26 protein-coding genes are annotated in these 24,309 nt (G+C 39.7%); 2 read left to right on the top strand and 24 right to left on the bottom strand.

Annotation, left to right across the window (positions count from 1 at the left end; all coding sequences use genetic code 11):
- Positions 1-2: 2 nt before the first annotated feature.
- From folE to prsW, 18 genes are all read right to left on the bottom strand, one after another.
- Positions 3-569: a GTP cyclohydrolase I FolE gene (gene folE, locus H9648_RS11610; protein WP_191753969.1), complete on the bottom strand. Its 567-nt coding sequence runs from the start codon at positions 567-569 to the stop codon at positions 3-5.
- 314 nt (positions 570-883) lie between these two features.
- Complete coding sequence (locus tag H9648_RS11605) at positions 884-1,156, bottom strand: HU family DNA-binding protein (RefSeq protein WP_066241877.1); 273 nt, start codon at positions 1,154-1,156, stop codon at positions 884-886.
- A gap of 337 nt (positions 1,157-1,493) precedes the next feature.
- The gene (gene spoIVA / locus H9648_RS11600; protein WP_191753968.1) at positions 1,494-2,972 is read right to left on the bottom strand and encodes a stage IV sporulation protein A; all 1,479 of its coding nucleotides are present in this window, start codon (positions 2,970-2,972) and stop codon (positions 1,494-1,496) included.
- Positions 2,973-3,233: 261 nt separating this feature from the next.
- On the bottom strand, positions 3,234-3,944 hold the full coding sequence (locus H9648_RS11595; RefSeq protein WP_191753967.1) for a hypothetical protein: 711 nt from the start codon (positions 3,942-3,944) through the stop codon (positions 3,234-3,236).
- Between the two features lie 14 nt (positions 3,945-3,958).
- The gene (locus H9648_RS11590) at positions 3,959-4,159 is read right to left on the bottom strand and encodes a DUF2768 domain-containing protein (protein WP_144699359.1); all 201 of its coding nucleotides are present in this window, start codon (positions 4,157-4,159) and stop codon (positions 3,959-3,961) included.
- A gap of 544 nt (positions 4,160-4,703) precedes the next feature.
- On the bottom strand, positions 4,704-4,964 hold the full coding sequence (locus H9648_RS11585; protein ID WP_066395705.1) for a stage VI sporulation protein F: 261 nt from the start codon (positions 4,962-4,964) through the stop codon (positions 4,704-4,706).
- Between the two features lie 118 nt (positions 4,965-5,082).
- Positions 5,083-6,108, bottom strand: a complete 1,026-nt coding sequence (locus H9648_RS11580; RefSeq protein ID WP_191753966.1) for an NAD(P)H-dependent glycerol-3-phosphate dehydrogenase — start codon at positions 6,106-6,108, stop codon at positions 5,083-5,085.
- A gap of 18 nt (positions 6,109-6,126) precedes the next feature.
- Complete coding sequence (gene plsY, locus H9648_RS11575; protein ID WP_191753965.1) at positions 6,127-6,708, bottom strand: glycerol-3-phosphate 1-O-acyltransferase PlsY; 582 nt, start codon at positions 6,706-6,708, stop codon at positions 6,127-6,129.
- Positions 6,709-6,714: 6 nt separating this feature from the next.
- Complete coding sequence (gene der, locus H9648_RS11570) at positions 6,715-8,028, bottom strand: ribosome biogenesis GTPase Der (RefSeq protein ID WP_191753964.1); 1,314 nt, start codon at positions 8,026-8,028, stop codon at positions 6,715-6,717.
- A 134-nt stretch (positions 8,029-8,162) separates the two neighbouring features.
- Positions 8,163-8,765, bottom strand: a complete 603-nt coding sequence (locus H9648_RS11565) for a YphA family membrane protein (protein ID WP_191753963.1) — start codon at positions 8,763-8,765, stop codon at positions 8,163-8,165.
- A 101-nt stretch (positions 8,766-8,866) separates the two neighbouring features.
- The gene (gene rpsA, locus H9648_RS11560) at positions 8,867-10,006 is read right to left on the bottom strand and encodes a 30S ribosomal protein S1 (RefSeq protein WP_191753962.1); all 1,140 of its coding nucleotides are present in this window, start codon (positions 10,004-10,006) and stop codon (positions 8,867-8,869) included.
- 304 nt (positions 10,007-10,310) lie between these two features.
- On the bottom strand, positions 10,311-10,892 hold the full coding sequence (locus tag H9648_RS11555) for a lysophospholipid acyltransferase family protein (RefSeq protein ID WP_191753961.1): 582 nt from the start codon (positions 10,890-10,892) through the stop codon (positions 10,311-10,313).
- 1 nt (position 10,893) lies between these two features.
- Entirely contained in the window at positions 10,894-11,568 is a 675-nt protein-coding gene (gene cmk / locus H9648_RS11550) for a (d)CMP kinase (RefSeq protein ID WP_191753960.1), read from the bottom strand.
- Positions 11,569-11,701: 133 nt separating this feature from the next.
- On the bottom strand, positions 11,702-11,878 hold the full coding sequence (locus tag H9648_RS11545) for a DUF5359 family protein (RefSeq protein WP_171005421.1): 177 nt from the start codon (positions 11,876-11,878) through the stop codon (positions 11,702-11,704).
- Between the two features lie 58 nt (positions 11,879-11,936).
- The gene (locus H9648_RS11540; protein ID WP_191753959.1) at positions 11,937-12,602 is read right to left on the bottom strand and encodes a flagellar brake protein; all 666 of its coding nucleotides are present in this window, start codon (positions 12,600-12,602) and stop codon (positions 11,937-11,939) included.
- A 288-nt stretch (positions 12,603-12,890) separates the two neighbouring features.
- Positions 12,891-14,240 (bottom strand): germination protein YpeB, encoded by a 1,350-nt coding sequence (gene ypeB, locus H9648_RS11535; RefSeq protein WP_191753958.1) that lies wholly within the window; start codon positions 14,238-14,240, stop codon positions 12,891-12,893.
- A gap of 17 nt (positions 14,241-14,257) precedes the next feature.
- Positions 14,258-15,139 carry a spore cortex-lytic enzyme gene (sleB, locus tag H9648_RS11530; protein ID WP_191753957.1) on the bottom strand — a complete coding sequence of 294 codons (882 nt, stop codon included), beginning with the start codon at positions 15,137-15,139 and terminating at the stop codon, positions 14,258-14,260.
- 242 nt (positions 15,140-15,381) lie between these two features.
- The gene (gene prsW / locus H9648_RS11525) at positions 15,382-16,062 is read right to left on the bottom strand and encodes a glutamic-type intramembrane protease PrsW (RefSeq protein ID WP_144699340.1); all 681 of its coding nucleotides are present in this window, start codon (positions 16,060-16,062) and stop codon (positions 15,382-15,384) included.
- A 91-nt stretch (positions 16,063-16,153) separates the two neighbouring features.
- On the opposite strand from prsW, the gene H9648_RS11520 reads away from it, so the two are divergent.
- Positions 16,154-17,122, top strand: coding sequence for an asparaginase (locus tag H9648_RS11520; protein ID WP_191753956.1), 969 nt, complete (start codon positions 16,154-16,156; stop codon positions 17,120-17,122).
- Between the two features lie 268 nt (positions 17,123-17,390).
- Here the strand turns inward: H9648_RS11520 and H9648_RS11515 are convergent, their stop codons facing one another.
- The 6 genes from H9648_RS11515 to H9648_RS11490 form a co-directional block, all read right to left on the bottom strand.
- Positions 17,391-18,392 carry a YpdA family putative bacillithiol disulfide reductase gene (locus H9648_RS11515; RefSeq protein ID WP_191753955.1) on the bottom strand — a complete coding sequence of 334 codons (1,002 nt, stop codon included), beginning with the start codon at positions 18,390-18,392 and terminating at the stop codon, positions 17,391-17,393.
- 94 nt (positions 18,393-18,486) lie between these two features.
- Positions 18,487-19,770: a Glu/Leu/Phe/Val family dehydrogenase gene (locus H9648_RS11510; protein WP_191753954.1), complete on the bottom strand. Its 1,284-nt coding sequence runs from the start codon at positions 19,768-19,770 to the stop codon at positions 18,487-18,489.
- 260 nt (positions 19,771-20,030) lie between these two features.
- Positions 20,031-20,948 (bottom strand): D-alanine--D-alanine ligase family protein, encoded by a 918-nt coding sequence (locus tag H9648_RS11505; protein WP_191753953.1) that lies wholly within the window; start codon positions 20,946-20,948, stop codon positions 20,031-20,033.
- A gap of 548 nt (positions 20,949-21,496) precedes the next feature.
- Positions 21,497-22,087, bottom strand: coding sequence for a genetic competence negative regulator (locus H9648_RS11500; RefSeq protein WP_191753952.1), 591 nt, complete (start codon positions 22,085-22,087; stop codon positions 21,497-21,499).
- 100 nt (positions 22,088-22,187) lie between these two features.
- Positions 22,188-23,096 (bottom strand): MerR family transcriptional regulator, encoded by a 909-nt coding sequence (locus H9648_RS11495; protein WP_191753951.1) that lies wholly within the window; start codon positions 23,094-23,096, stop codon positions 22,188-22,190.
- Positions 23,097-23,161: 65 nt separating this feature from the next.
- Positions 23,162-23,914, bottom strand: coding sequence for a metallophosphoesterase (locus H9648_RS11490; RefSeq protein WP_191753950.1), 753 nt, complete (start codon positions 23,912-23,914; stop codon positions 23,162-23,164).
- Between the two features lie 175 nt (positions 23,915-24,089).
- On the opposite strand from H9648_RS11490, the gene H9648_RS11485 reads away from it, so the two are divergent.
- Positions 24,090-24,305 (top strand): hypothetical protein, encoded by a 216-nt coding sequence (locus H9648_RS11485; RefSeq protein ID WP_191753949.1) that lies wholly within the window; start codon positions 24,090-24,092, stop codon positions 24,303-24,305.
- Positions 24,306-24,309 lie beyond the last annotated feature (4 nt).

Genomic DNA, 24,309 nt, shown 5'->3' with positions numbered 1-24,309 from the left:
CCTTAGTTTCTAATTAAACTTAGTACTTCTGCACGAGACGCAGGATCTTTTTCAAAAACCCCACGAACTGCTGAAGTAACCGTCATAGAGCCCGGTTTTTTAACACCGCGCATCGTCATGCACATATGCTCTGCTTCAATCACAACGATCACACCATGAGGTTCCAGAGTCTCTAGCAAGCTGTTCGCAATCGTCGATGTGATTCTTTCTTGAAGTTGAGGTCGTTTTGTAACAGCTTCCACAGCTCTAGCAAGCTTGCTTAATCCTGTTACTTTGCCTCCTTTAGGTATGTATCCGATATGCGCTTTTCCGAAGAAAGGTACGAGATGATGCTCACACATGGAGTAGAAAGGAATGTCTTTTACAAGCACTAACTCTTCATGATCTTCTCCAAAAATAGTAGCAAAGTGCTCTTTAGGATCTTGGTTCAATCCTTGGAATACTTCTTCATACATTTTTGCAACACGTTTTGGTGTATCTATTAAACCCTCTCGCTCAGGGTCTTCACCTATCGCTTCTAATATCATTCTTACAGCTAACTCAATTTTTTCTTTTTGAACTTCTGCCACGCCGGTTGTCCTCCAATTCCATTCACACAATAGAAAAATTTTAGCATAATGAAGAGAGAATAGCAAAAAGAGAACACCCTTACGCCGTGTGCGGAGTGGATCTAGCGAGTCATAAAATGAGTTGCCTAAAAAACAGGATTGTTGCCGATAAATTACATTTGTTGCCGATATAATCTTGATAGTTGCCGATATATTCTCATTCTTGCCGATATCATGTTAATTCTTGCCGATATATGGTTTCGCTCTTCGAATAATCCATATAAAAAAGACCGTGAATGGATTCACGGTCTTTCTTAAGTTGCCCTATGTATCATTTATTTAACAGCGTCCTTAAGGGCTTTCCCTGGTTTGAAAGCAGGAACTTTGCTAGCAGAGATCTCGATCTCTTGACCAGTTTGTGGGTTGCGGCCTTTACGAGCTGCACGCTCACGAACTTCAAAGTTACCAAATCCGATAAGTTGAACCTTATCACCGCTTTGTAGTGTACCAGTGATTGCTTCGAAAACAGCGTCAACTGCTTTAGATGCATCTTTCTTAGAAAGCTCAGCTTGCTCAGATACTGCATTGATTAGATCAGTCTTGTTCATTCCATTCACCTCCTCTCAAGGTACTATTCACCATCATTCAACTTTTGAATCATGATTCCTTCATTTATGTAATATACAAGATTTTACTAATTATATCTGTGACAAGCCTTATATTATACGATTACATTGAGAAATTCAATCTTTTTTAGGCGTTTTTCGCTATTCAACCCTTAAAATTCCTTATTTTTTGACCTTTTTTTACAAAAAATCTGCCCTCGCGAGGTAATAAAGTCACTCTCTTAGCACAGGTCATTTGTTCTAGTCAAACAAACAAAAATACAGATTACGTTATGGTTAACGAACAAAAAAAAGACTCCTGATGATAGGAGTCCATAAGTTATAAAATAATGGCAATCAAACCGCCTGAACCTTCATTTATAATACGTTCTAATGTCTCTTTTAACTTATATCTTGCATTCTCTGGCATCAGTGAGATTTTCCCTTGGATTCCTTCTCTTACGATTGAATTTAGCGATCTTCCAAAGATATCAGAATTCCAGATTGATAGCGGATCTTCTTCAAAGTCTTGCATCAAGTATCTCAGCATCTCTTCACTTTGTTTTTCCGTACCGATAATCGGCGCGAACTCTGACTCTACATCTACTTTTATCATGTGAATAGATGGTGCGATCGCCTTAAGTCTTACACCGAATCGAGATCCTTGACGGATGATCTCAGGCTCATCGAGGCTCATATCAGTAATAGCTGGTGCCGCGATTCCATACCCTGTTTGCTTAACCATTCTTAGCGCATCTGCCACTTGATCGTATTCAGTCTTAGCGTATGCAAATTCTTGCATCAGCTGCAGCAAGTGGTCTTTGCCTCGGATCTCAACGCCCACCACTTCTTTTAAGATCTGGTCGTACAGGTAATCAGGTGCGAACAAGTCGATCTCAGCGATCCCTTGCCCCATTTCGATTCCTGCGAGTCTTGCGTCATCGATAAAATCATAGTCAGCGAAGAACCCTACAACCTTATCTACATCACGTAAACGTTTGATGTCTTGAACCGTTTCTCTTACTGCTTCTTCATAGCTTTCACGCAGCCAATGGTTCTCACGAAGGACCATTACCCAGCTAGGAAGATTTACATTGACCTCAAGCACCGGAAACTCGTATAACGCCTCTCTTAACACGTTGTTAATATCATGCTCAGTCATCGCTTCAACACTCATCGCGAGTACAGGAATATCGTATTTTTCACAAAGCTCGTTGCGAAGTCTCTGCGTGTCTGGATGGTGCGGCTGTGTAGAGTTGATCAGAATGATAAACGGCTTTCCGACTTCTTTCAGCTCTTCTACCACTCGTTCTTCTGATTCCACATAATCGTATCTTGGAATCTCGCCGATCGTTCCATCCGTTGTTACTACTACTCCAAGCGTGGAGTGTTCTTGAATAACTTTTCGAGTACCGATTTCAGCGGCTTCATGAAACGGAATCGGCTCATCATACCATGGTGTATGAATCATTCTTGGGCCGTTTTCATCTTCGTACCCTTTTGCACTCGGCACCGCATAACCTACAGAATCAACGAGACGTATGTTAACATCTAGCCCATCACCTACATTGATCTTCACCGCGTTGTTTGGAACAAATTTGGGCTCAGTGGTCATAATGGTGCGTCCAGCTGCACTCTGCGGTAATTCATCTTGAGCACGTTGGCGTTCTGCTTCATTATCAATGTTCGGCAGCACCACAAGCTCCATAAACTTCTTAATAAATGTGGACTTCCCTGTTCTAACTGCTCCTACTACACCCAAGTAGATATCTCCGCCTGTTCGTTCGGCGATATCTTTGAAAATATCGATTTTCTCCATTCATTTCCCTCCCGATCCAAATAAAGTTCCGGATGCTAGTCTTGGACAATACATCGTATGATTTTGTCCTATTGATTATGACAAAGGAACGGAAATTTTTATTGGATCCTCGCTTTTCTCGGTTGTATAGTTCCATAAAAACGGGAGGGCGCACTAGAGTGCCTACCGATGAAACTATAAAGCTTGTTTCGTTCAAAGGATTTCCAAAAAAAATCTCTCCGCCTTTTCTATGAATGTATTAGAAAAAGGGAGAGTTCATGCCTATTTTATTAAAAAAATAGGTTTATTATTTTCAACTGTATATGGAACGGAATAGACAGGCACAAAAAACGAATGAACGGCTAGTAGGTGACGTATGTCTTCGTGTTTATCCAATTCATCCTTGTAGCTTGTGATCGCTGCACTTAGATCTTTCCTGTAATCTATAAATATCTTTGCATCACCATTGATCATAAATGGCAGTTTCTTCCCCGTAAAAGGACTTGTGACGTACGGATCTTCCTTAAAACCTAACTTCTTAAAATCAAGAGTGTGCCTGCCTTGTGCTTCTATCTTTTTAAATGGCGGGTAGTCGTGCTCGGCCATATAGATATTTAAAGCAACCTGTACATCCTGAACTTTGTCAGTTAATACAAGGTCTGCAAGCTTTACAGTCGGCTTTGTCTCTACATCGATCAATACGTATTGAAAGGTTCCACCCTTTTCAAAAGCATTGCCGGGAGGTTCTTGCATATATTTTGGAACTAGTTTATTAAAGTCGATCAAGTATTTTTGATAGATATCTGTATCTGCCTCTTTTGTTTTAATCGGCAGTACCCCCGTATCTTTTTGAAAACTCTCAACAGCTTGCTGAACCGCAGTAATCTGATCTTGATAAGGAACTCGATTCTGTGTTTTTCTTTCTTCCGGATACAAACATCCTGAAAGTGTGAATAAAATTAAACATAAAGGAATCCACCACTTTTTAGACATATTGACTTCCTCCTTTACCCTTGTACAGGTCCGCTGAACACAACGATGATGATTAGAATACCTGCCACGATCATGCAGATCCACGCGAATAGTGAAACGACTGTCTGAAAGATTCCAGATAATTTCGCTCGACTAAACATGATAGAGAAAACAGCAACAAACATTAAACCGATGGCTGATAAAGCCACCCACATTTTTAACAAACCTTCACTCATATGTATCCTCCTTGTCCACAGCGTACATTATAGCATAATTCTTGGTTTTTCCTTTACTTTTTCGGAAGTTGGAATTCTGTAAGAGTCTAGACTTGTTTATTGATCATAGAAAACTTGATACACAAGATTACGCCTGACGATTTTGTTATTGTTGGACTTGGAGGCATGGACTTTCCGTTTCATTTTTTGAAGGTGTCCAGCAAATCTTTGATTACTTCTTTGACAAGTTGATTGGAGTGGAAGGTGCGTGCCTCCTGCGGGACAGGTGGGCGGTCATAAATGTGAAAACACTGCAACTAGGCAGGTGAGACACTTATACGTAATACGTACGAATGTGGCTCACCGCCTGCCCCGCTGAAAGCGAGCAACCTGGAACGGAAATCAACTACCTTCGAAACAGCAAAGAAACAGCCAATATCAATTAAAAAACCAAACAAAAAAACACCCGGGCGTGACCGGGTGTTCGACTAAATACTTCCTTTACTGAAGGAACACTTCCATGATTTAGGTGCTCTATCCACTTTATACAATTTTAAAATTGAGCCTACTTACCTTCAAACATTTTAGATAATGTTGCTAAGTCGAGAGGGATGTTATTGTTAAGAACAGCTTGAACGATCTGATCTTCTTTTTGTTTCGAAACCGCTACTCCAGCCATAGAAGATACTTGGGAAATCAGCATACGAATCGTGCGCTCGTCACGAAGATTTGACCCGCTTACGGATTGAGCAAGTTTAAAAATATCATCCTTTTTCACACTTGTTTTCTTCTCGATCTTATCAAAAAAGTGTTGTTCACGTTCCACCTGAAGTCCTCCTCCCACTTCCTTTTCACCTTATCGTATGCAGGGAGATTGGAAGCGTGAAAGAAAAAAAGGCGATTGCCTAAAATTTTTTAGACATTCGCCTATCGATTTTGTGTGTTTAGCTCTTTAAAGAAGATACATCTTCTACTTCATGTGTGCGAGATCGCTGCATCAGATCGTCAACAGCCTGTTTTGCACCCTTGTTGTTGAACAATACATCATACAGCACTTGTGTGATCGGCATCTCCACTTCTTCACGTTTACTCAATTCGTACGCTGCTTGTGTGGTTCTAACGCCTTCAACGACCATGCCCATGTTCTCAAGAACATCTTCCAGCTTCATACCTTTACCAAGCATATTTCCAGCACGCCAGTTACGGCTATGAACACTCGTACACGTTACGATCAAATCTCCAATGCCTGTAAGACCAGAGAAAGTTAGAGGATTCGCACCCATATGTGTACCAAGTCGAGCGATCTCAGCCAGACCTCTCGTGATTAAAGCTGCCTTCGCGTTATCTCCATAACCTAATCCATCAGAAAGTCCAGCACCTAGAGCGATGATGTTCTTTAGAGCACCACCAAGCTCCACACCGACAACATCAGGATTTGTGTAGACACGGAAATTTTGATTAATAAAAAGATCTTGTATTTTTTCAGCAGCCTTCATGTTTACTGAAGATACCGTAACAGTGGTCGGCTGCCTTAGAGATACCTCTTCTGCATGACTTGGACCTGAAAGAACGACCACAGAATCCAAAACGCTCTCAGGAAGCTCTTCTTCGATGATTTCAGAAATACGTTTATATGTACCAGGCTCGATGCCTTTAGAAGCATGAACGATTGTAACAGGAGAGCTCAATTCGTTCTTTAATTGTCCGAGTACTTCTCTCATCGCTTTTGTCGGCGTGACGAGTACGATCGTGTCCGCTTCTTTCACACATTCGTTCAACTGAGTTGTTGCTTGTATGTTTTCAGGGAGTTCAACGCCAGGCAAATATTTTTCATTCTTATGATCGTTGTTGATCTCATTGACCTGATCTTCTCTACGCCCCCATAGAGAAACGTTATGACCGTTGTCAGCCAATACGATGGCAAGAGCAGTCCCCCAACTTCCAGCACCTAAAACAGCAACATTATCCATACGTGTCACACTCCACTATTAAATTTTACGTTCATTCCCATTCCAGATCCTTGCTATATTTCCACGATGCTTCCAGATTGAAACAATTGAAAGAACGAAACTAGCTAATACTGCTTCTAGTGACAGATTAAATTGGTACAACATGAAAAATGGAGTAAGAATTAAAAAAACAATAGAACCTAATGAAACAAATCTGGATATCCAAATGGTTATGATCGCGATAACACCTGCTATAAGTGACGGCAAGAATGCAATCGCAGCAAAAACACCAATCGCTGTAGCCACGCCTTTCCCGCCTTTAAATCCATAAAAGACGGGATAGTTGTGACCGATTACGGCTATCATACCGCACAGAACGGCAATGAAGGAAGAATCCGTGAACCATAAGGCAACCAAGACAACTAAAATGCCCTTGAAGCAGTCTAATAGCAAAACGGCGATCGCCGGTTTTTTCCCTAACACTCTAAGCGTATTCGTTGCACCAGCGTTACCACTTCCATGATTCCTAATATCTTCATTTCTCAATACTTTAGTCAGCAAATAACTAAAACTAATACTTCCGATCAAGTAAGAAATAACGAAGAGTACGATCGTCATCATGGAAGATTAGTCGTTTTTCTTTCTAGCAAAGATTTTGATCGGCGTCCCAACAAAACCGAACGTTTCACGAATACGGTTCTCCAGAAAACGTTTGTATGAGAAGTGGAAAAGCTCAGGATCATTAACAAAGATAACGAACGTAGGTGGTTTCGAAGCCACTTGCGTCGCATAGTTGATCTTCAATCTTTTTCCGTTATCCATTGGTGCTGGGTTCATCGCAACAGCATCCATGATCACTTCATTCAAGATGTTCGTTTGAACACGAAGTGAGTGATTTTCTGCAACCTGATTGATTACAGGATACAACTGATGAAGACGCTGCTTTGTTAGTGCAGATACGAAAACAATCGGCGCATAAGAAAGATATAAGAAATGATCACGAATCTTCTGTTCAAACTTTTGCATCGTCTTATCGTCTTTTTCAACAGCATCCCATTTATTAACGACGATGACTACTGCTTTACCCGCTTCATGCGCAAAACCAGCGACTTTCTTATCTTGTTCGATGATTCCTTCTTCAGCGTCGATGACCATAAGGACAACATCGGAACGTTCGATCGCTTTCATCGCACGCATAACGCTATATTTTTCAGTTGTTTCGTATACTTTTCCGCGCTTTCTCATACCAGCCGTATCGATGATTACATACTTCTGATCTTCACGCTCAAAACTCGAATCGATCGCATCTCTCGTTGTTCCAGCAATATTACTTACAATAACTCGTTCTTTACCTAAGATAGCATTCACAAGAGAAGATTTTCCTACGTTCGGTCGTCCGATCAAAGAAAAGTAGATCGTATCGTCTTCTTTTTCCTCAACAACTGTTTCAGGGAAATGACTTACTACTTGATCTAAAAGATCTCCAAGACCGATACCATGTGTACCTGATACACCGATCGGCTCGCCCATTCCTAAGCTATAGAACTCATATAACAATTCTTTACGTTCTGGGTTATCGATCTTATTCACACCTAATACAACAGGCTTTTTAGATCGGAACAGCATCTTTGCTACTTCTTCATCAGCAGCTGTAATTCCGTTCATTCCATCAACAAGAAATAGAATAACATCCGCTTCTTCAATCGCAAGTTCTGCTTGTTCTTTCATCTGACTCATAAATGGTGCATCACTGATTTCAATACCACCTGTGTCAATTAAGTTGAATTCTGTGTTCAACCACTCTGCTGAGCTATAAATACGGTCACGCGTTACTCCTGGCATATCTTCTACGATCGAGATACGATCTCCGGCAATTCTGTTAAAAATAGTAGATTTTCCTACGTTTGGCCTTCCTACTATGGCTAAAACTGGTTTCGTCATGTAGACACTTCCCTTTTTTCCTGATCAAGTCAATCATCAAATTTTCTTTTTTTATATGCTCTATCATTTTCTTGTAATTAGACAAGTCCACTTATTTTAGCAAATTACTTATGGTTTAGACAACTGATTCTCTTCTAAATCTGCTTCGCTGAAGTAACCCTTTTGAAAGTTGTTCGTCTTATTTTTTTGAACATATCTACCAATACTACCATAAATAAGAGCATCATAGAAGTTGAGGCAAACAAATCCAATACATATAGAGATCCGATCTCGACCTTGCCAACGAGCCTAAGAATGATAAATTGATAAGCAGCATCGCCAATAAAAAGACCGATGGCGATCAAACTGAAGAGATCTTTTTTACTTCTTGCTAACGTAATCGTTAAAAGTGTCAGGAATACGAGGAGCATTATTTTCTTGTTCAGAAACAGTTTTGCGGGGTCGTATAGAGCAAAAAGTTCGATCGAAACATAAGCGGTAGCTACTATAAAACTGCTAGTAACGAAAAAAAAGAGCTGATGACTAAATCTGATTACATGAATCAACCCGATCATCAAGAAGAATGCAAATGCAGCATTCATGCTTCCTACAGAAAAATGAAGAGTTATACCGGACAATATAATTCCGAACAATGTTATAAGTACACATTGATTTCTTATCTTTCCTTTACGCATAAGAAAGGTTGAAACTATCCAGCTCATCCACATGAACCAATAAAAAAGTATGCCATCGTTCATCTCTTTCACCTCGATAGCATTATTGCCACAATATGTCCCCTTCTAACCGCAAGAAAAACAGCTCTCAATGAGAATCATCGAGAGCTGTAACTTAACATGTCTTATTTATAACCTTTTAGCTGATCACCGATCATATCCGCTAACGAGAAACCTTTTTCTTCTTTCGGAAGGTTTTCTTTAAGGTTAGCTTTTTCCTTTTCATCTTGAACGGCTTTCATGCTCAAGCTCATTCTCTTATCTTGACTGTTCACTTCAAGAACTTTTACAGAAACTTGCTGACCTTCTTTAACAACCTCACTCGGATTTCCGATATGGCGGTTTGCTAATTCTGAAATGTGAACTAAGCCTTCAATACCAGGTGCTACTTCCACAAACGCACCAAACGTAACGATGCGCTTAACTGTACCTTCAATAACACTTCCAGCTTGGATGGACGAACTTGCTTCTTCCCAAGGACCGGGCTGTGTTTCTTTTATAGACAACGATATTCTGTCATTATCACGGTCAACAGATAGAACTTTTACTTTTACCGTCTGACCTTCGCTAAGTACCTCTGAAGGGTTATCAACACGGTTATGAGATAGCTGTGAAATATGGACTAATCCATCAACACCGCCAATATCTACGAAAGCACCAAAGTCAGTTAAACGCTGTACTTTACCTTCAATGATTTCGCCTGGTGCCAAACGGTCTAAAATCTCTTGTTTCTTTGCTACCGCTGCTTCTTCAGTTACTGCACGATGAGATAAGATAACGCGACCTTTTTCTGCATCGAGCTCAACGATTTTCACAGAAAGTGTTTTCCCTTTATAATCTGAGAAATCTTCCACAAAGTGAGACTCGACCATAGAAGCTGGAATGAACGCTCGCACGCCAAGGTCTACTACTAATCCACCTTTTACTACATCGTGAACTACGACTTCAAACTTTTCTTTAGATTCAAACTTTTCTTCGAGTTCGCTCCATGATTTTTCAGTGTCCACAGCTTTCTTTGAAACGAGAAGCTTGTCCTCTGTATGAGAAAGTACTTTAACCGTGATCTGATCTCCTTCATTCAACACGTCACTTACCTTTTCAATGAAAAGACTTGATACTTCATTAATTGGTAAAAACGCATCTTGCTTAGCGCTGATATCCACTAACGCGTGTTTTTCTTCCACTTTTAGTACAGTACCTTTAATGATTTCACCTTTTTCAGCCATAGAAGCATTTGTTAAACTTGTGCTCATTTCGTCTGTCATGTTCGTGACCTCCTCAAAAATTAGAAAAGTAATTTATTGAACTTTCGGTATGAAAGAACATTAACATCGATCATGGAGTTGTTTTCGCAAAGATGCAGACCTTTGAATGTGATTGATTTGCGCTACAGGATGCTCGCTTTCCGCGGGGTGTGCGGTGAGCCTCTTAGCGCTATGCGCTGTTAAGAGTCTCACCTGTCCCACTGATCCCGCAGGAGTCTCGCACCTTACGCTCCAATCAATTTATCAATGATGCCTTTGAAAAAACAACTCAAAAGTAAATCTTTAAAGATGAAAAATAGTAAGTTTATTCATGCTCTTTTTTTAACTGAGCTATATGTTTCATTATAAGCTCTGTCGCTTCTTTTGCGGAAGCTTTTTGTTCCCGAAAATGTGTAAAGTCAATTGGTTTACCAAATACGACTTTCAGTTTTTTTCCTTTTTGGTATTCTCCAACGATCGCACAAGGAACGATGTGAGCATCTGATTTAAGAGCAAAAAAACCGGCTCCCGCTAGGCCTTCTCCGATCTCTCCTGTTTTTGAGCGGGTACCTTCCGGAAACAATCCGACAACTTTTCCCGCTTTCAAAAGATTCATCCCCGTCTTTAATGCCGTTTTGTCACTCATCCCACGCTTTACAGGGAATGCGTTGATCTTTGGGAGGATATGTTTTAAAACAGGTAAGGAAAAGAGCTCAGCTTTCGCCATAAAATGTACGTCTCTTGGAGAAGCGACCCCTACAAGCGGTGGATCGTAGTTGTGTATATGATTGGAACACAGAAGTATGCCTCCTGTTTTCGGCACATTTTCTGCTCCAACGATTTCTGGCTTATATGTTCCTTTTAAATATGTCCCACATAGCCATTTTCCGAAAGAATAAAGCATCATTTTACAAAGCCCTTTCTTTTGCATAATGAAGAATGCTTGAAACTACCTCTTCGATCGTCATACTTGTTGTGTCCAGTTCGATAGCATCTTCTGCTTTTCTTAGTGGAGCTACTTCTCTTTCACTGTCACGTTTATCTCTTAATGCAATCTCGCTTTTTAAAAGTTCGAAATCGGCTTCGAATCCTTTTGTTATATTTTCTTCATAGCGTCTGCGCGCTCTTTCTTCTACAGAAGCGATCAAGAAAATTTTCAGCTCAGCGTTCGGCATAACGTGTGTACCGATATCACGGCCATCCATGACTACTCCGCCAGTTTCAGCTAGTAGCTGCTGTCTTTTTACCATTTCAGTTCGTACTTCTTGCTGTCTTGCAACAAAAGATACATTATTCGTTACTTCACTTGTTCTGATCTCTTCTGATACGTCTTTTCCGTCAAGAAGTACAGCTTGTCCACCATTGGTGATTACTAATTTAATATCCGTATCATTTAAAACGATTTCTAGTTCGCGTCCATCATTAAGGTTTGCTCCCTTTAGAAGAGCTTTATACGTTAGTGCCCTATACATAGCACCAGTGTCAATGTAAATGAAAGAAAGACGTTCAGCTACTTGCTTGGCTACCGTGCTTTTTCCTGCTCCAGCCGGTCCATCAATGGCGATCGATAATAATTTTTTCATGTTTCCTCCTACCCCATACCTATGACTATGCATACATAGCAATAAAAAGCAGATGAGTATCCCCTGCTTTTTTTCTGTGTATAAATCTGAAGTCTTCAGACTTAATCTATATGTATATTACCATACATGGTGTTTAACGGTCTATGGTTTCCAAAGTCGGTTGTTGGTCGTTCTTGATGACTCCTTCGTAATAGATGCTCTTGTTGGTATATAACTTAAAGGAAGGAATCTCAAGCAAAAATTGTGCGGCAACTAGTAAAATAAAATGAACTACGGCAAGCTGAATCAATATTCGTTCAAATCGTTTCATAAGTACGTCACCTTCTTTTCGGGAGTATTTTTCCCAAAAAGATAAACTCTATGCACTTCTATAGACTCACGCTCTCTTTTTTCTTCTTAAGCAGTTGCTGTTCGAAGCAGAATCGGATAATATGCTGACGATCTCTTTGCGAAATTTTTCCGAATTGAAGTGAAGCTTTCTGTCGTCCGCCCGCTTGACCATCAAATACTCTTAATACTGTGCATTCTAGGTCCAGATACAGTTTTTCTCCAGATTGCATAGGAAAAACCACAAGACAGTTCAGCTGGTCTTCGCTCTTGACGGAATGAACAGCCGGAAGAGAAAGAAGCATCCCTCCTGCACTCAGGTCGAGAATAACAGAGTTAAATGGTGGATACGCATCATTTTGGTTAACAACCGACGTATCTATCATCGTTTCTACCCTTACAAATTCTCTTCGTTGAATCTTATGTATCTCTTCTTCTTTCGGAGAAGTGATCATCAATACTGGAATATTTTCGATCTTTCTACCTAATAGCTCTGTTCGAAACGTATAGACGTTCCTCTCTTTATCCACAAAAGATGCTTTAAACTGTGTTCCATCAAAGAAATATTCGGTACGGTTTGTTTTTTCGTTACTCGGATAATCAATATAAAGATGATCCTCTTTTACATCAAACACTTTGCAGCGATATTTATCTTTTTTGTCGGAAAACAACGGCTCTAAATATAACGGTTCACCCACTGTAATCATCAAACTTCCCCCAAATAATGCTTTTGTCCATCTACCTTATTATGACAGTTTCAAAATAAAAGAAAAAGCAAAATTTCAAGTTGCGAAATTTTGCTTTTAAGAAATTTTGTTAAATCTGATGTAGATGTAAGTAGTTGTTTTCCACTACAGGATGCTCGCTTTCCGGGGGGCGTGCGGTGAGCACCCAGGAGTCTCGCACCTTCCGTTCCAATCAACTTGCCAACGAGCCATAGATCAAAACATTTATCTCGATAATCATTTTGTAGAAATAGAAGATATACTACTCTTTTAAATATCGTTGTAAGATGGCTCTGCTTCTTTAAGCTTTCTTACTTCTTCTTCGTTCCCGTTCTCTGCATTAATGAAGACGCGGAACGTATCATCGCCTAGGATCCCTAGGAATTCGTAACAATACACTTCTTCGTTAATATCGTTTCGAATCAATGCTTTGCTTGTTTCTTTAACTTGGAACTTAGGGTTAAGATTTTTTCTTGCTTCTTGTTCAGAAATCTTAAACGTAGGCGTTCTATCGTCTACATGTGCTAAAAGGAAGTCTGTACCTTCATACCCCATGATGTCTCCGTTATCTAATGCTACCTTAACAGAAACGGTTTCAGGATAGATTCTTACACCGTCGTCGAGTCGAGCATAAGTGAACACTCCGATGTTATCGTATTGATCACTCGTTACCATCTCCATCTGACTCTCCATATGTTTTTTCAGGAAGTCTTCTGCTTGAAGCATCGCTTCATTCAGTGAGATTTTTGGTTTCCCAACATTACGGTCGTAAAGTACATACAGTGGATAACCACCCTTTTTCGTAAGATCCATGTATGTTGTACCTTTTGTATCTGGGTTATACAGCGTTAACGAGTAAGCATCATACTTAGCATCTTTTCCCGTACTCTCGACTGTAATCTTCACGTTTTTCTTCAATTGGAAAAAGTCGACTGCAATCTTTTTAGCTTCTTCTTTTGTAATCTTTTTACCTTTTAACTGACTAAGGTCGCGATCTTTCATTTTCTCCATGTTTGAAACTTCTGTTCCAAAGTCTACATCTGAATAACCTTCAACTGATTTGTCAACAGTCTTAAATCCGTCGATGATCGTATTATCCTCTGGCTGTTTGTTTGTAGCGAGAGCCATCTCTACATCCATCCAACGCAAGTTGTTCTTTTGAGCTAATGATTCTGTTTTTCTTAACTCGTTTTGAATTTCAGTTGAATTCGCGTACAATTCTTTTAACGTATTATATTCTTTATCACTTAGTGGATTCTTATCTAGATCACGAACTGCTGCTCGATAACTGAATTCGCCCATCTTTGTTAAAAACTCTTCCGTCTTGTTAAATGGTAATAGAGTTAACGGCAATTGTCCTACATCATTATGAGCTTCTGATGTTAGTCTCCACACTTGTGCTAAAGCTGGAGATAGCTGATTTCGTGTATTCATTGCGATTGTTTCGCCAATTTTGTCATGAAGTGAATCCATATGGAAGTTCAGATCATGAAAAGCACGTTGATAATTGTTCTCGGCTTGCAGAAGTACAGCATTCTTTTCTTGATGTTCACTGTAGCCCCAATAGCCTGTTCCTGCTACAGCAACGAACAACAGTACAATTAGGATTGTGCGTATCATATCAGTTCACCCCTTTATTAGTTACAGAAAATGTGCTTTCCGATTTTTTTGATTTGAGGACGAGTCCATATCCACCCTGATGTAGCTGTATCAGGGTTAAAATAGTATTCTGCTTCGCCTGTTGGATCCCAACCGTTCAAAGCATCCATTACTGCTTTTTTTGCTTGCGCATTTGGTGTTAGATAGATCTGACCATCCGCTACTGCTGTGAATGCGCCAGGTTCGAATATAACACCAGAAACAGTGTTAGGAAATGAAGCACTGTTCACTCGGTTGATAATAACGGCTGCTACTGCGACTTGACCGATGTATGGCTCACCACGTGATTCGCCATAAACAGCATTCGCCATCAAGTTCACATCGTTCTGTGAATAACCATCAGGTGTGTTCTTTGCCGGTTTAACTTGAGCAGGCTTCGCTTTAGCTTGACCTGTTCCTTTTGTGCCTTTAGCAGTTCCAGCTTTTGGCGTCCCGCTTTTTGCAGTACCGCCTTTTGCTGATCCACTCTTCGCACTTTTCTTCTCACCGCCGTAATATGAGAACTTCTTACCTTTATCAATCTGCTTATTTACCCAAGCTTTATCGTATTTAGAAGCTTTTGCTAACTTGTTCTTTGTCGTACCACCTGCTAAGCCATCGATCGGCAGACCGAACTCATATTGGAAGTTTCGTAATGCCCAATACGTTCTCCATCCAAAAACGCCATCGATGTTCCCCGTGTAAAAACCTAGATATTGAAGCCTCGACTGAAGTTCAACTACATCTTCACCCGTAGCTCCCACTTGAACGACTTGGTTTGAAAATGCTTGTGCATTATTCTGACCAAATCCAGCTAATAGCCCAAAACAAAGGGCGATTGCAAAAAATGCTCCCTTTATGTAAGCTGAATTTCTTTTCATGAGAAAGTAAGCCTCCTGTATTTTAATCTCCATTTTCATGTTATACAGATATCATTTGTAATCTGTTTTTTTTTATTCAGCTTTCAAAGACTCATGGTTCACAATAAAGAAAATTTGGCTGACGCCAAGCTCTTCAGGTCTGCCTTAGTTGCGCTTATACTATCTACCTTAACTTGTTGCCACTTCGAATGACATCGTGCTAACAAGTTATACTTTCTGATAGTGAAATAAAAGAAGACCGGTTATATTCCGGTCTTCGCATCTGGATTTGTGTATGGAGTTATAGCCGTGTTGGCGATTCTTACTTTCCGAAGAGCGAACCACCATAAGAAAATCATAAATGGGAACATATAGAAGAAAATATATTTTGTGCTGGATACTAACAAGAAGTTGAACGTACCGTGTAAAACAACCGGTAGAAGGAGTGACAGAGTAAGGTAGATCTTCTTCCTTCTTCCTGTTGAAAACTTCCCTTTCCCTAAATAAAAGCCCATGATCACTCCGAACAAAGCATGACCACTTACAGGCAGAAGTGCTCTGACCAACGCTTCTTCAATCCCAAACGTGTAGAGATAAAAGATGTTTTCTAAAGATGCAAATCCTAAAGACAGCGCTGTTGCATACACGATACCATCATATGGCTCGTTGAACTCTTCGTGAAGATAAGCTCCATAGAACACTAAGAACCATTTGAAGAACTCTTCTAATGTACCACTAACAAAAAAAGCCTCAACAAAGGAAGGTACGTTCATCTCTTCATTGATTCCAAACTGAATAACCATGATTGGAAAGACGAGAAGAACACCAAATATATATACTTTGACCACCAATGATAATGGTTCGGTCTCATATTTATCTTTTAGATAAAAAAAGGATAATAGAGCAATAGCCGGAGCCACCGCTGCAGAAATTACAGCTAGCATGTCCTGCCTCTTTTCTACTGTTTTTTTATATCGTAACATGATATTTTAAGAAGTGGAATAGCGAACACGAAGAATAAGGAGGGCGTTAAACTTGAAAAAGATATTATTGATTCATACTGGCGGCACGATCGCTATGGAAGAGAACAAATCCACTGGCGGAGTTAATACGAAGGAAACTCACCCACTAGAGGCGACCCTCAGAGAACTGTCTGATCTAGCAGAAATAACAGTGAAAAATTATGTAAATCTGCCATCTCCTCATGTAACTCCTTCCCATATGCTGGAGTTAGCGCAATATATTACTACACAAACAAATTCTGATCAATTCGATGGAATCGTCATCACTCATGGAACAGACACGCTCGAAGAAACGGCTTATGTATTAGATCTCGTTCTGCAAACATCAATTCCAGTGATTGTTACGGGCGCAATGCGATCAAGTAACGAACACGGTTCAGATGGACCATACAACCTGATCTCATCTGTACGAGTTGCCTGTGAAGATCAATCATTAGGCAAAGGAACACTTGTTGTGTTTAACGACGAGATCCACGCTGCAAAAAATGTTACAAAGACGCACACGAGCAACATCGCGACATTCCAGAGTCCTCAATATGGACCAATCGGTATCGTAACAAAACGAGGAGTTCTGTTCCATCACACACCGATTCGTTCAGATTTTTTTCATGTGAAGAACTTTTCTAAGAACGTCATTTTACTTAAAGCATATGCAGGCATGGACGGTAATTTGATCCAAGCGGCAACAAATTCAGCAGATGGCGTCGTCATAGAAGCATTAGGTCAAGGGAACTTGCCTCCTGCAACAGTGCCTGCAATAAAAGAACTCATTTCTAACGGAATACCTGTCGTACTTGTATCAAGATGTTTCAACGGAATTGCTCAAGACATCTACTCTTATGAGGGTGGAGGAAAGCACTTAAAAGAAATCGGTGCGATCTTCTCAAACGGTTTAAACGGACAAAAAGCAAGATTAAAACTAATGATTGCGCTTGAAAACACGAGTGAACCTCATCAGTTGCAGCGACTTTTTCTGCAATAACGGATTAAATATTGATAAAAGACACAGATTAGCCCCAAAAATTGAATATCTAATGATACCTGGAGGGGTATAAAACTAAATAATCCCTGAAATTTTCAAATTTATTCAAGAAATTCTGGACATAATTCCGCGAGTTTTTGCGTTAATCCCGCGAGTTTCACCACTATATCAGCGAGTCGACAATAAGTGACATGTTTAATCTTGTTTATACCCTCCATAGTGGCAAACAACAGTCGACAATCATACAAAAAAACCGATAACACAAACGTTATCGGTTCTTTTTTCGTTTCTCTATAGTTTCAGCGATCACTTCACCGTGAAACCTTCCATTTTCTATAAAAATTTCATTCGCATTGTTACCTGCAGCAATAACACCTGCGATAAATAGACTTTCAACATTTGTTTCCATCGTTTCTTCGGTAAACGAAGGACGTCCGGTTTCTTCATCGATTCCCACTCCCATCTTTGATAAGAACGAGTGGTCGGGGTGATAGCCTATCATGGCAAACACACCTTGAAACGGATAATATATTTGAGACTTATTGTTCCCTTCCGTCACATACATGCCATCTTCCGTTATTTTGTTCACACAAGCATCAAAAGTCATCTTAATACTGCCTGTCTTTACACATGCTTCAAATTCTGGGAGTACCCATGGTTTGATGCTAGGTGAATAAGTACTGCCTCTGTAGAAGACGTGAGGACGCGCACCTGATTTTTGCAGTTCTAGCGCGGCATCGATCGCAGAATTTTTCCCGCCGATCACTGCAACATCTAGGTCATAATAAGGATGACCTTCTTTAAAATAATGATGAACATGAGGCAGGTCTTCTCCCTCGATGTTCAATCGATTTGGGTTATCATAATATCCTGTTGCGATGATGACATATTTGGCATCGTAATTAATCGTTTCACCTTTACGATTGATTGTTCCGATCTTGAACGTTCCATCAGATTGTTTGGTGACCGATTTTGCTTTTTCAAATGTTCGAACTTGAAGATGATTCCTCTTTACCACTTCACGATAATACGTTAAAGCGTGAATCCTCTTCGGCTTTCTTTGTTCATGAACGAAAGGAAAGTTACCGATCTCGAGTTTTTCACTAGAACTAAAAAATGTCTGATGTGTTGGATATTGATAGATGGTGTTAACTACGTTTCCCTTTTCAATTACACAATACGAGATTCCTTTTTTCTGTAGTGCAAGAGCTGCTGCCAATCCGCATGGCCCTCCACCAATAATGCAAACGTCTATATTCACTTTTTTCATCACTCCAAAGAACACTGTTATTCATTTTCTTAGCATGCCAAAAAAAATCTCCTATCATCATATGATAGGAGATTTGGTATGAGTTTGCAAAAATTTAAATCCAGCCTCTGAAGCGTGATGCTTCAGCCATCTTACGAACACCAACCATATAAGCGGCTAGTCTCATGTTTACTTTTCTGTTCATGGCTGTTGTATAGACCGTCTCAAACGATTTTACCATTACCCGTTCAAGCTTTTCTTCTACTTCTTCTTCTGTCCAATAATAACCTTGGTTGTTTTGCACCCACTCAAAGTAAGATACGGTTACTCCACCAGCACTTGCTAATACGTCTGGAACTAACAGAATTCCTCTTTCAGATAAGATTCTAGTCGCTTCAAGTGTAGTTGGCCCGTTCGCTGCTTCAACAACGATCGAAGCTTTGATCTGGTGTGCATTCTTTTCAGTAATTTGATTTTCAATTGCTGCAGGTACTAAAATATCACAATCAAGCTCTAAAAGCTCTTGATTTGTTATCGTATCTTTGAATAGCTTAGTTACTGTTCCAAAGCTATCACGACGCTCAAGCAGATAATCGATATCTAATCCTTCTGGATCAAACAGACCACCATACGCATCTGAGATCGCGATTACTTTTGCACCAGCATCGTGCATGAATTTTGCAAGGAAACTTCCAGCGTTACCGAATCCTTGAACGACTACACGAGCACCTTCAAGCTGGATACCTTTTTTTACTGCTGCTTCACGAATACAGATCGTAACACCTTTAGCGGTTGCTGTTTCACGGCCATGAGATCCACCAAGAACAAGTGGTTTCCCTGTGATAAATCCAGGAGAATCAAACTCTCTAATTCTGCTGTACTCGTCCATCATCCAAGCCATGATCTGTGAGTTTGTAAATACGTCTGGAGCTGGAATGTCTTTAGTCGGTCCTACTATCTGACTGATCGCTCTTACGTAGCCACGGCTTAATCTTTCAAGTTCTCTGAATGACATTGTACGCGGATCACAAATGATTCCGCCTTTTCCTCCACCGTATGGCAGATCTACAATTCCTGCTTTTAAGCTCATCCAGATTGATAGCGCTTTTACTTCTGTTTCTGATACATTCGGATGAAAACGAACGCCGCCCTTAGTTGGACCAACAGCATCATTATGCTGGGCACGATATCCTGTAAAAATCTTAGTACTTCCGTCATCCATCTTAACCGGGATTCGAACTGTCAACATACGAATCGGTTCTTTTAATAACTCATAAACTTCGGAAGAGTATCCTAATTTATCGAGCGCATCCGCGATTACGGATTGCGTGGATTGGAGTACATTGTCATTTTCGTGTTGGTTGTCGGATTTTTGGTCTGTGTTATTTTGGGCTGTCATTTGTTTACCTCCCATATTCGTCACCTCTAGAGTTTAGTCAAGCTTCATCGTCAGTATACACCTTTGCATAAGCAAAGAGAAGAGAAAATTAGTGATTTCCACCTAAAAAGTAAACGCTTTCTTAAGTCACGGACTGTTGAGAAAATAGCTAATTTTCTGCCAATATACCTACACGGCATGTCCTCTGCCTTTATTATGTATTCCCCACCCCGTTAAAGAGGTGGAGCTCACATTCATTTCGATTCTTACACATTCTGATATTACTTTTTTAAAGATAGCTCGATTAATTTTTCAATCATTGAAGGATAGTCCATTCCTATTTCTTTAGCCGCATCTGGAAACAAACTTGTCGGCGTCATGCCTGGTAATGTGTTTACTTCCAAGATAACAGGTTCTGAACCGTCGTGCGGAACAATAAAATCAACACGCGAATACACTTCGCAGCCTAAAACTTCATGAGCAAGTACGGCTTGTTTTTGCAATTTTGCCGTTGTGCTCTCATCAAGTCTTGCAGGAACATAGTGAATACTTCCACCTTCTGCGTACTTAGACTCATAGTCATAAAAAGCATTCTTAGGCTCGATCTCTACAACAGGAAGAGCTTTGTAGTTGTTATGTTCCCCCATAACAGCTACGGTAACCTCTTTCCCGCTTACGAATTGTTCAACGAGAATCGTATCGTCATGAAGAAATGCTTCAGCGATTCCTTTTAATAGTTCATCATGATTTTGAGCGATAGTAAGACCGATTGTTGATCCTTCTCTATTCGGCTTTACTACTGCGGGAAAATCAAAAGAGAGTTCCAACTGGTTCTCATCATAAGACTTTCTATAAAGAACTTTCTCTTTTGCGATATGGATGTTTGCTTCTTTAAAGAACTGTTTGGATTTAGCCTTATCCATAGCGATTCCTGATGCTAGTGCACCTGAACCTACGTAAGGAATTTCCATCATGTCTAAAAGACCTTGTAACCTTCCATCTTCTCCATACTTTCCATGAAGTCCTAAAAATACAATGTCAGCTTCAAGTTCTAGCAAATCTTTAAGTCGAGAGGGATGAAAGTCAATTCCTGTTACTTCATGACCTTTGCTTTCAAGAGCAGAGATGATCTGCTTTCCTGTTGATAAGGATACTTCTCTCTCAGCAGAAACACCGCCATATAATACTGCTATTTTCATCTTAATGGTCACTCCTAGCCCAAAAGTTTATGTATATATTATATTCCCTGCCGTCATATCGGTTCAGTGGATGTAAAAAATATTAATAATCATAACACGTTTTGTCTCTAAATTCACAATGATATATATATGACATTTTCGTTTATGTTCAATCTTTTATTTAAATAGTGTTGCACTATAAGAGTAGTTGATTTCCGTTCCAGGTGCTCGCTTTCCGTGGGGCAGGCGGTGAGCCACATTGGTAAGTTTCACTTTAAGTGTCTCATCTTTCTAGTTACAGTGGCTAGCCCCTCGAGGTCAAAAGCTAAATGATCCAGAAGGCAAAGTGCGCCTTCCTTGCTCATTCACCTTTTGCTTGTCGGAGCTGAACGAGCCACTTCCACTTTTCGAACTGCCCGCCTGTCCCACAGGAGTCTCCCACCTTGCACTACAATCAACTTTCAAGGGAGGCAAGAATTTAAAAGAAACAATCTCTAAAAAAATCGCTTAGAAAAGAGTCTTTTCCAAATAAATAAGGACGCAAAAATTTGCGCCCCTCTCTTTTGCAGTTACTTAAAATAACGGTACAGTTCGCTTATTGCATCGGACTTCATTAATTCTTTTCCATACTCAATAACTCGATAGCTCGTAATCGTCGAGGAGCTTCCGAACTCAGCAAGAAGAGCAATGAACAGATCGAGGTCTACTGGCTGTACCTCATTTTCTTCAAACTTTAAGTAGAAGTGATTATTAAACGAATACAGAGTGCCACCTTTAATCTCTAAAGAATGAAGGCGTTTTGCAAGTAAAATAACGTCTTCGAAAGACGAAAACTCGTAGAAAATCTCATCGTTCTCATCTAACGTAACTTGCATCTCTATATAATCTTCATCATATTCTTCTTCAAGTTCATACTCGTTTATTCCTTTAGTAACAATTACGACCATACCTTGAGCTGGAAGTGAAAAAACTTCAACCGCAATAGGACCATCAGCTTTGAATCCTACTTCATCATCAGCCTCAGTCATCATGTCACGGAAAAGCTGATGAACTTTTGGGATATCCTGCCATATTTCTTCCTTGGAAATACCACGTTCATTCAGATCATCAAAAGTTAGGAAGATTTTTATTTTGTTATAGGTTAACCGTTCTACCCGCATCTCTGGTCCCCCTTACGATCGGCGCTATTATGTCTTAATATCAATTATATGAGTTTGCAAAAAGTTGGTGATAAACATCCAACAAATTTTAAAACCTATGTTAATTTTTCAGCTTCTGAGCAATCCAGTCGTCCCATTCTAACTTCGTATTGCCGATTAAGAATGATTCGTACTTCTCTTGCGTTTCTGAAGAGATATGATTGATCGCTGCACCTCCAACACCAATTGCGGTATTCGGAAATTCATTTTTCAAGCTGTCTGCCCACTCTAAGGTTTTCTTAGAGTTTTCAGCGATCGTACATGAGAAAAATACCATCTTAGGTTCTACTTCTTTCATCACAACCTCAAAGTCTCGTTTTGGTATCCCATGTCCTAAGTATATAACTTCGAACCCTTTTCTTCTTAAAAACAGTGTAAACATCAGAAGCCCTAGTTCATGCTCTTCATCCAACCCGCACGCAGCAATAACCTTTGGTAAATATGGATCAGATGGAAGCCATTGAATAAGTTGTCCAATCTTACTGCGTAAAAAGGATGAAGTAAAATGTTCGTGTGCAACAGTAATTTTCTGTTCTTCCCAAAGGTGTCCTACGCGTACTAATAATGTACCCAAAATATCAATAATGACTTTTTCCAAATTATACATGCTGAAGGCTTGGCTTAAAAGATCGTTTGCTTTCTTTTCTTGAAAGGATAATAGAGCATCTAATATTAAATTACCCATTTCAGCCGCACGATCCGTATTTTCAATGGAAAAAGGAGCTGCTTCTTTATAAAGTTCCCCATTTTGGGCAACGTCAACCGCTTGACTGATCGTAAAACCTTGATTTACTTTATTCACTAGCCATTTCAGTATGTAAACTTGCTCGTCGGTGTAAAGTCGGTGGCCAGCTTCATTTCTGTTCGGCTTTACAATTGAATAGCGTCTTTCCCAAGCTCTTAAAGTTCCTGCTTGAATGCCGAGCATCTTCGAAACCGCTTTAATGTTATATTTCCCTTCACTAGGCATCCGTTCTTCCTCCAATAAATAGGTTAAGAAGAGTATATCGAATAAAACGTTGTAATGTAAACTTTTTACCGTGTTAAGGTTATCAAATGTGTTTGACTAGGTGCCCCTAATCGTAAAGGTAGATGTGTAGCTCCATATCCGTTGCTCACTAATAGAGTATGTGTTAACTCTTCATACCAGCCGCCTCTTTTTGCTATTCCGAACGGTCCAACACGGATTTGTCCCCCATGAGTGTGACCCGTTAAAACAAGCCGGATGTTATCTTCACCGTTGATTTGTTTTGAAATATCAGGATTATGACTAATTAATATCCTGCAAGAAGATTGGCATTCTTTAAGTGCATCTTTCAGAGAAGCAAAACCTAACGATGTATCATTTACTCCAACCAATTCGATGACATCATCATTTCTTTTAATACTGAAATTAGCGTTGTCTAAGATCTTTGCCCCTTCATTTTCAATCGTGAAAGCTAACTGTTTCGTATCCACATCGTAATCATTGTTTCCCCATACAAAGAAAACAGGTCCTATTGTTGAAAGGAGCTTGATATTATCTTCTACCTTCTTCATTGAAACTCCTTTTTCAACGAGGTCCCCACCGATTACAACAAGATCTGCTTTTTCTGATTCTTGTATGATCTTTTCCGAAATTATCCGTTTATGAACATCAGATATAAAAAAGATCTTAAAATTTTCAAATGACTTTGGCAGTTTTTCAATATTGATCGAATCATGAATGACACGATTTCGATGTGCTTCAATATACATATATAGTAATAGCAATACTCCTGCTAAGATGAATAAATAAAGAAAGATCATTGTGCCCTCCTGGTATGGATTTAAATGATCATATCATATTTTCTATAACCGTCCTATGCATAGAGGATTCGGTATTAATTTTTTGAATATTTAAAAAGATCTGTTGAAAAAAATGTAAATTTCACGTATGATTATTTTATATAATTAACCAAAATAAAAGGAGAGGAAAAACATCATGACATTAACTAAATTGAAGAATAAATCTCTCGTTACAGACCCGGAGCTGTCTTATAGCATGCGACTCGGCCTTCCAATTGAAGTTTATTGTACGGAAAAACACGAAACACTTGCATTCGGAAGAATCGATCATTTTTGTGAATTGACAGTCGTTATTCAAGGTCAACGCCACGATCGAGAATCTTGTTTATTTTTTGGTTGTCCCTGCCAGTAGATCT

The organism is Fictibacillus norfolkensis, from assembly GCF_014836645.1.
Taxonomy (GTDB): Bacteria; Bacillota; Bacilli; order Bacillales; family Fictibacillaceae; genus Fictibacillus; species Fictibacillus norfolkensis.
This window is presented reverse-complemented; position numbering and strand designations above follow the sequence as displayed.

What these genes read in the sequence shown, in the direction of transcription:
- sleB (WP_191753957.1), bottom strand. Translation starts at nt 15,139, where the DNA reads ATGAAAAGAAATTCAGCTTACATAAAGGGAGCATTTTTTGCAATCGCC.
- rpsA (WP_191753962.1), bottom strand. Translation starts at nt 10,006, where the DNA reads ATGACAGACGAAATGAGCACAAGTTTAACAAATGCTTCTATGGCTGAA.
- prsW (WP_144699340.1), bottom strand. Translation starts at nt 16,062, where the DNA reads ATGCTAGCTGTAATTTCTGCAGCGGTGGCTCCGGCTATTGCTCTATTA.
- H9648_RS11540 (WP_191753959.1), bottom strand. Translation starts at nt 12,602, where the DNA reads ATGATTACAGTGGGTGAACCGTTATATTTAGAGCCGTTGTTTTCCGAC.
- spoIVA (WP_191753968.1), bottom strand. Translation starts at nt 2,972, where the DNA reads ATGGAGAAAATCGATATTTTCAAAGATATCGCCGAACGAACAGGCGGA.
- H9648_RS11605 (WP_066241877.1), bottom strand. Translation starts at nt 1,156, where the DNA reads ATGAACAAGACTGATCTAATCAATGCAGTATCTGAGCAAGCTGAGCTT.
- H9648_RS11555 (WP_191753961.1), bottom strand. Translation starts at nt 10,892, where the DNA reads ATGATGCTTTATTCTTTCGGAAAATGGCTATGTGGGACATATTTAAAA.
- ypeB (WP_191753958.1), bottom strand. Translation starts at nt 14,240, where the DNA reads ATGATACGCACAATCCTAATTGTACTGTTGTTCGTTGCTGTAGCAGGA.
- cmk (WP_191753960.1), bottom strand. Translation starts at nt 11,568, where the DNA reads ATGAAAAAATTATTATCGATCGCCATTGATGGACCGGCTGGAGCAGGA.
- H9648_RS11545 (WP_171005421.1), bottom strand. Translation starts at nt 11,878, where the DNA reads ATGAAACGATTTGAACGAATATTGATTCAGCTTGCCGTAGTTCATTTT.
- H9648_RS11485 (WP_191753949.1), top strand. Translation starts at nt 24,090, where the DNA reads ATGACATTAACTAAATTGAAGAATAAATCTCTCGTTACAGACCCGGAG.
- H9648_RS11595 (WP_191753967.1), bottom strand. Translation starts at nt 3,944, where the DNA reads ATGTCTAAAAAGTGGTGGATTCCTTTATGTTTAATTTTATTCACACTT.
- H9648_RS11505 (WP_191753953.1), bottom strand. Translation starts at nt 20,948, where the DNA reads ATGAAAATAGCAGTATTATATGGCGGTGTTTCTGCTGAGAGAGAAGTA.
- H9648_RS11495 (WP_191753951.1), bottom strand. Translation starts at nt 23,096, where the DNA reads ATGCCTAGTGAAGGGAAATATAACATTAAAGCGGTTTCGAAGATGCTC.
- H9648_RS11565 (WP_191753963.1), bottom strand. Translation starts at nt 8,765, where the DNA reads ATGAACGATGGCATACTTTTTTATTGGTTCATGTGGATGAGCTGGATA.
- plsY (WP_191753965.1), bottom strand. Translation starts at nt 6,708, where the DNA reads ATGATGACGATCGTACTCTTCGTTATTTCTTACTTGATCGGAAGTATT.
- H9648_RS11580 (WP_191753966.1), bottom strand. Translation starts at nt 6,108, where the DNA reads ATGGATAATGTTGCTGTTTTAGGTGCTGGAAGTTGGGGGACTGCTCTT.
- H9648_RS11590 (WP_144699359.1), bottom strand. Translation starts at nt 4,159, where the DNA reads ATGAGTGAAGGTTTGTTAAAAATGTGGGTGGCTTTATCAGCCATCGGT.
- H9648_RS11500 (WP_191753952.1), bottom strand. Translation starts at nt 22,087, where the DNA reads ATGCGGGTAGAACGGTTAACCTATAACAAAATAAAAATCTTCCTAACT.
- H9648_RS11515 (WP_191753955.1), bottom strand. Translation starts at nt 18,392, where the DNA reads ATGAAAAAAGTGAATATAGACGTTTGCATTATTGGTGGAGGGCCATGC.
- H9648_RS11490 (WP_191753950.1), bottom strand. Translation starts at nt 23,914, where the DNA reads ATGATCTTTCTTTATTTATTCATCTTAGCAGGAGTATTGCTATTACTA.
- der (WP_191753964.1), bottom strand. Translation starts at nt 8,028, where the DNA reads ATGACGAAACCAGTTTTAGCCATAGTAGGAAGGCCAAACGTAGGAAAA.
- H9648_RS11510 (WP_191753954.1), bottom strand. Translation starts at nt 19,770, where the DNA reads ATGACAGCCCAAAATAACACAGACCAAAAATCCGACAACCAACACGAA.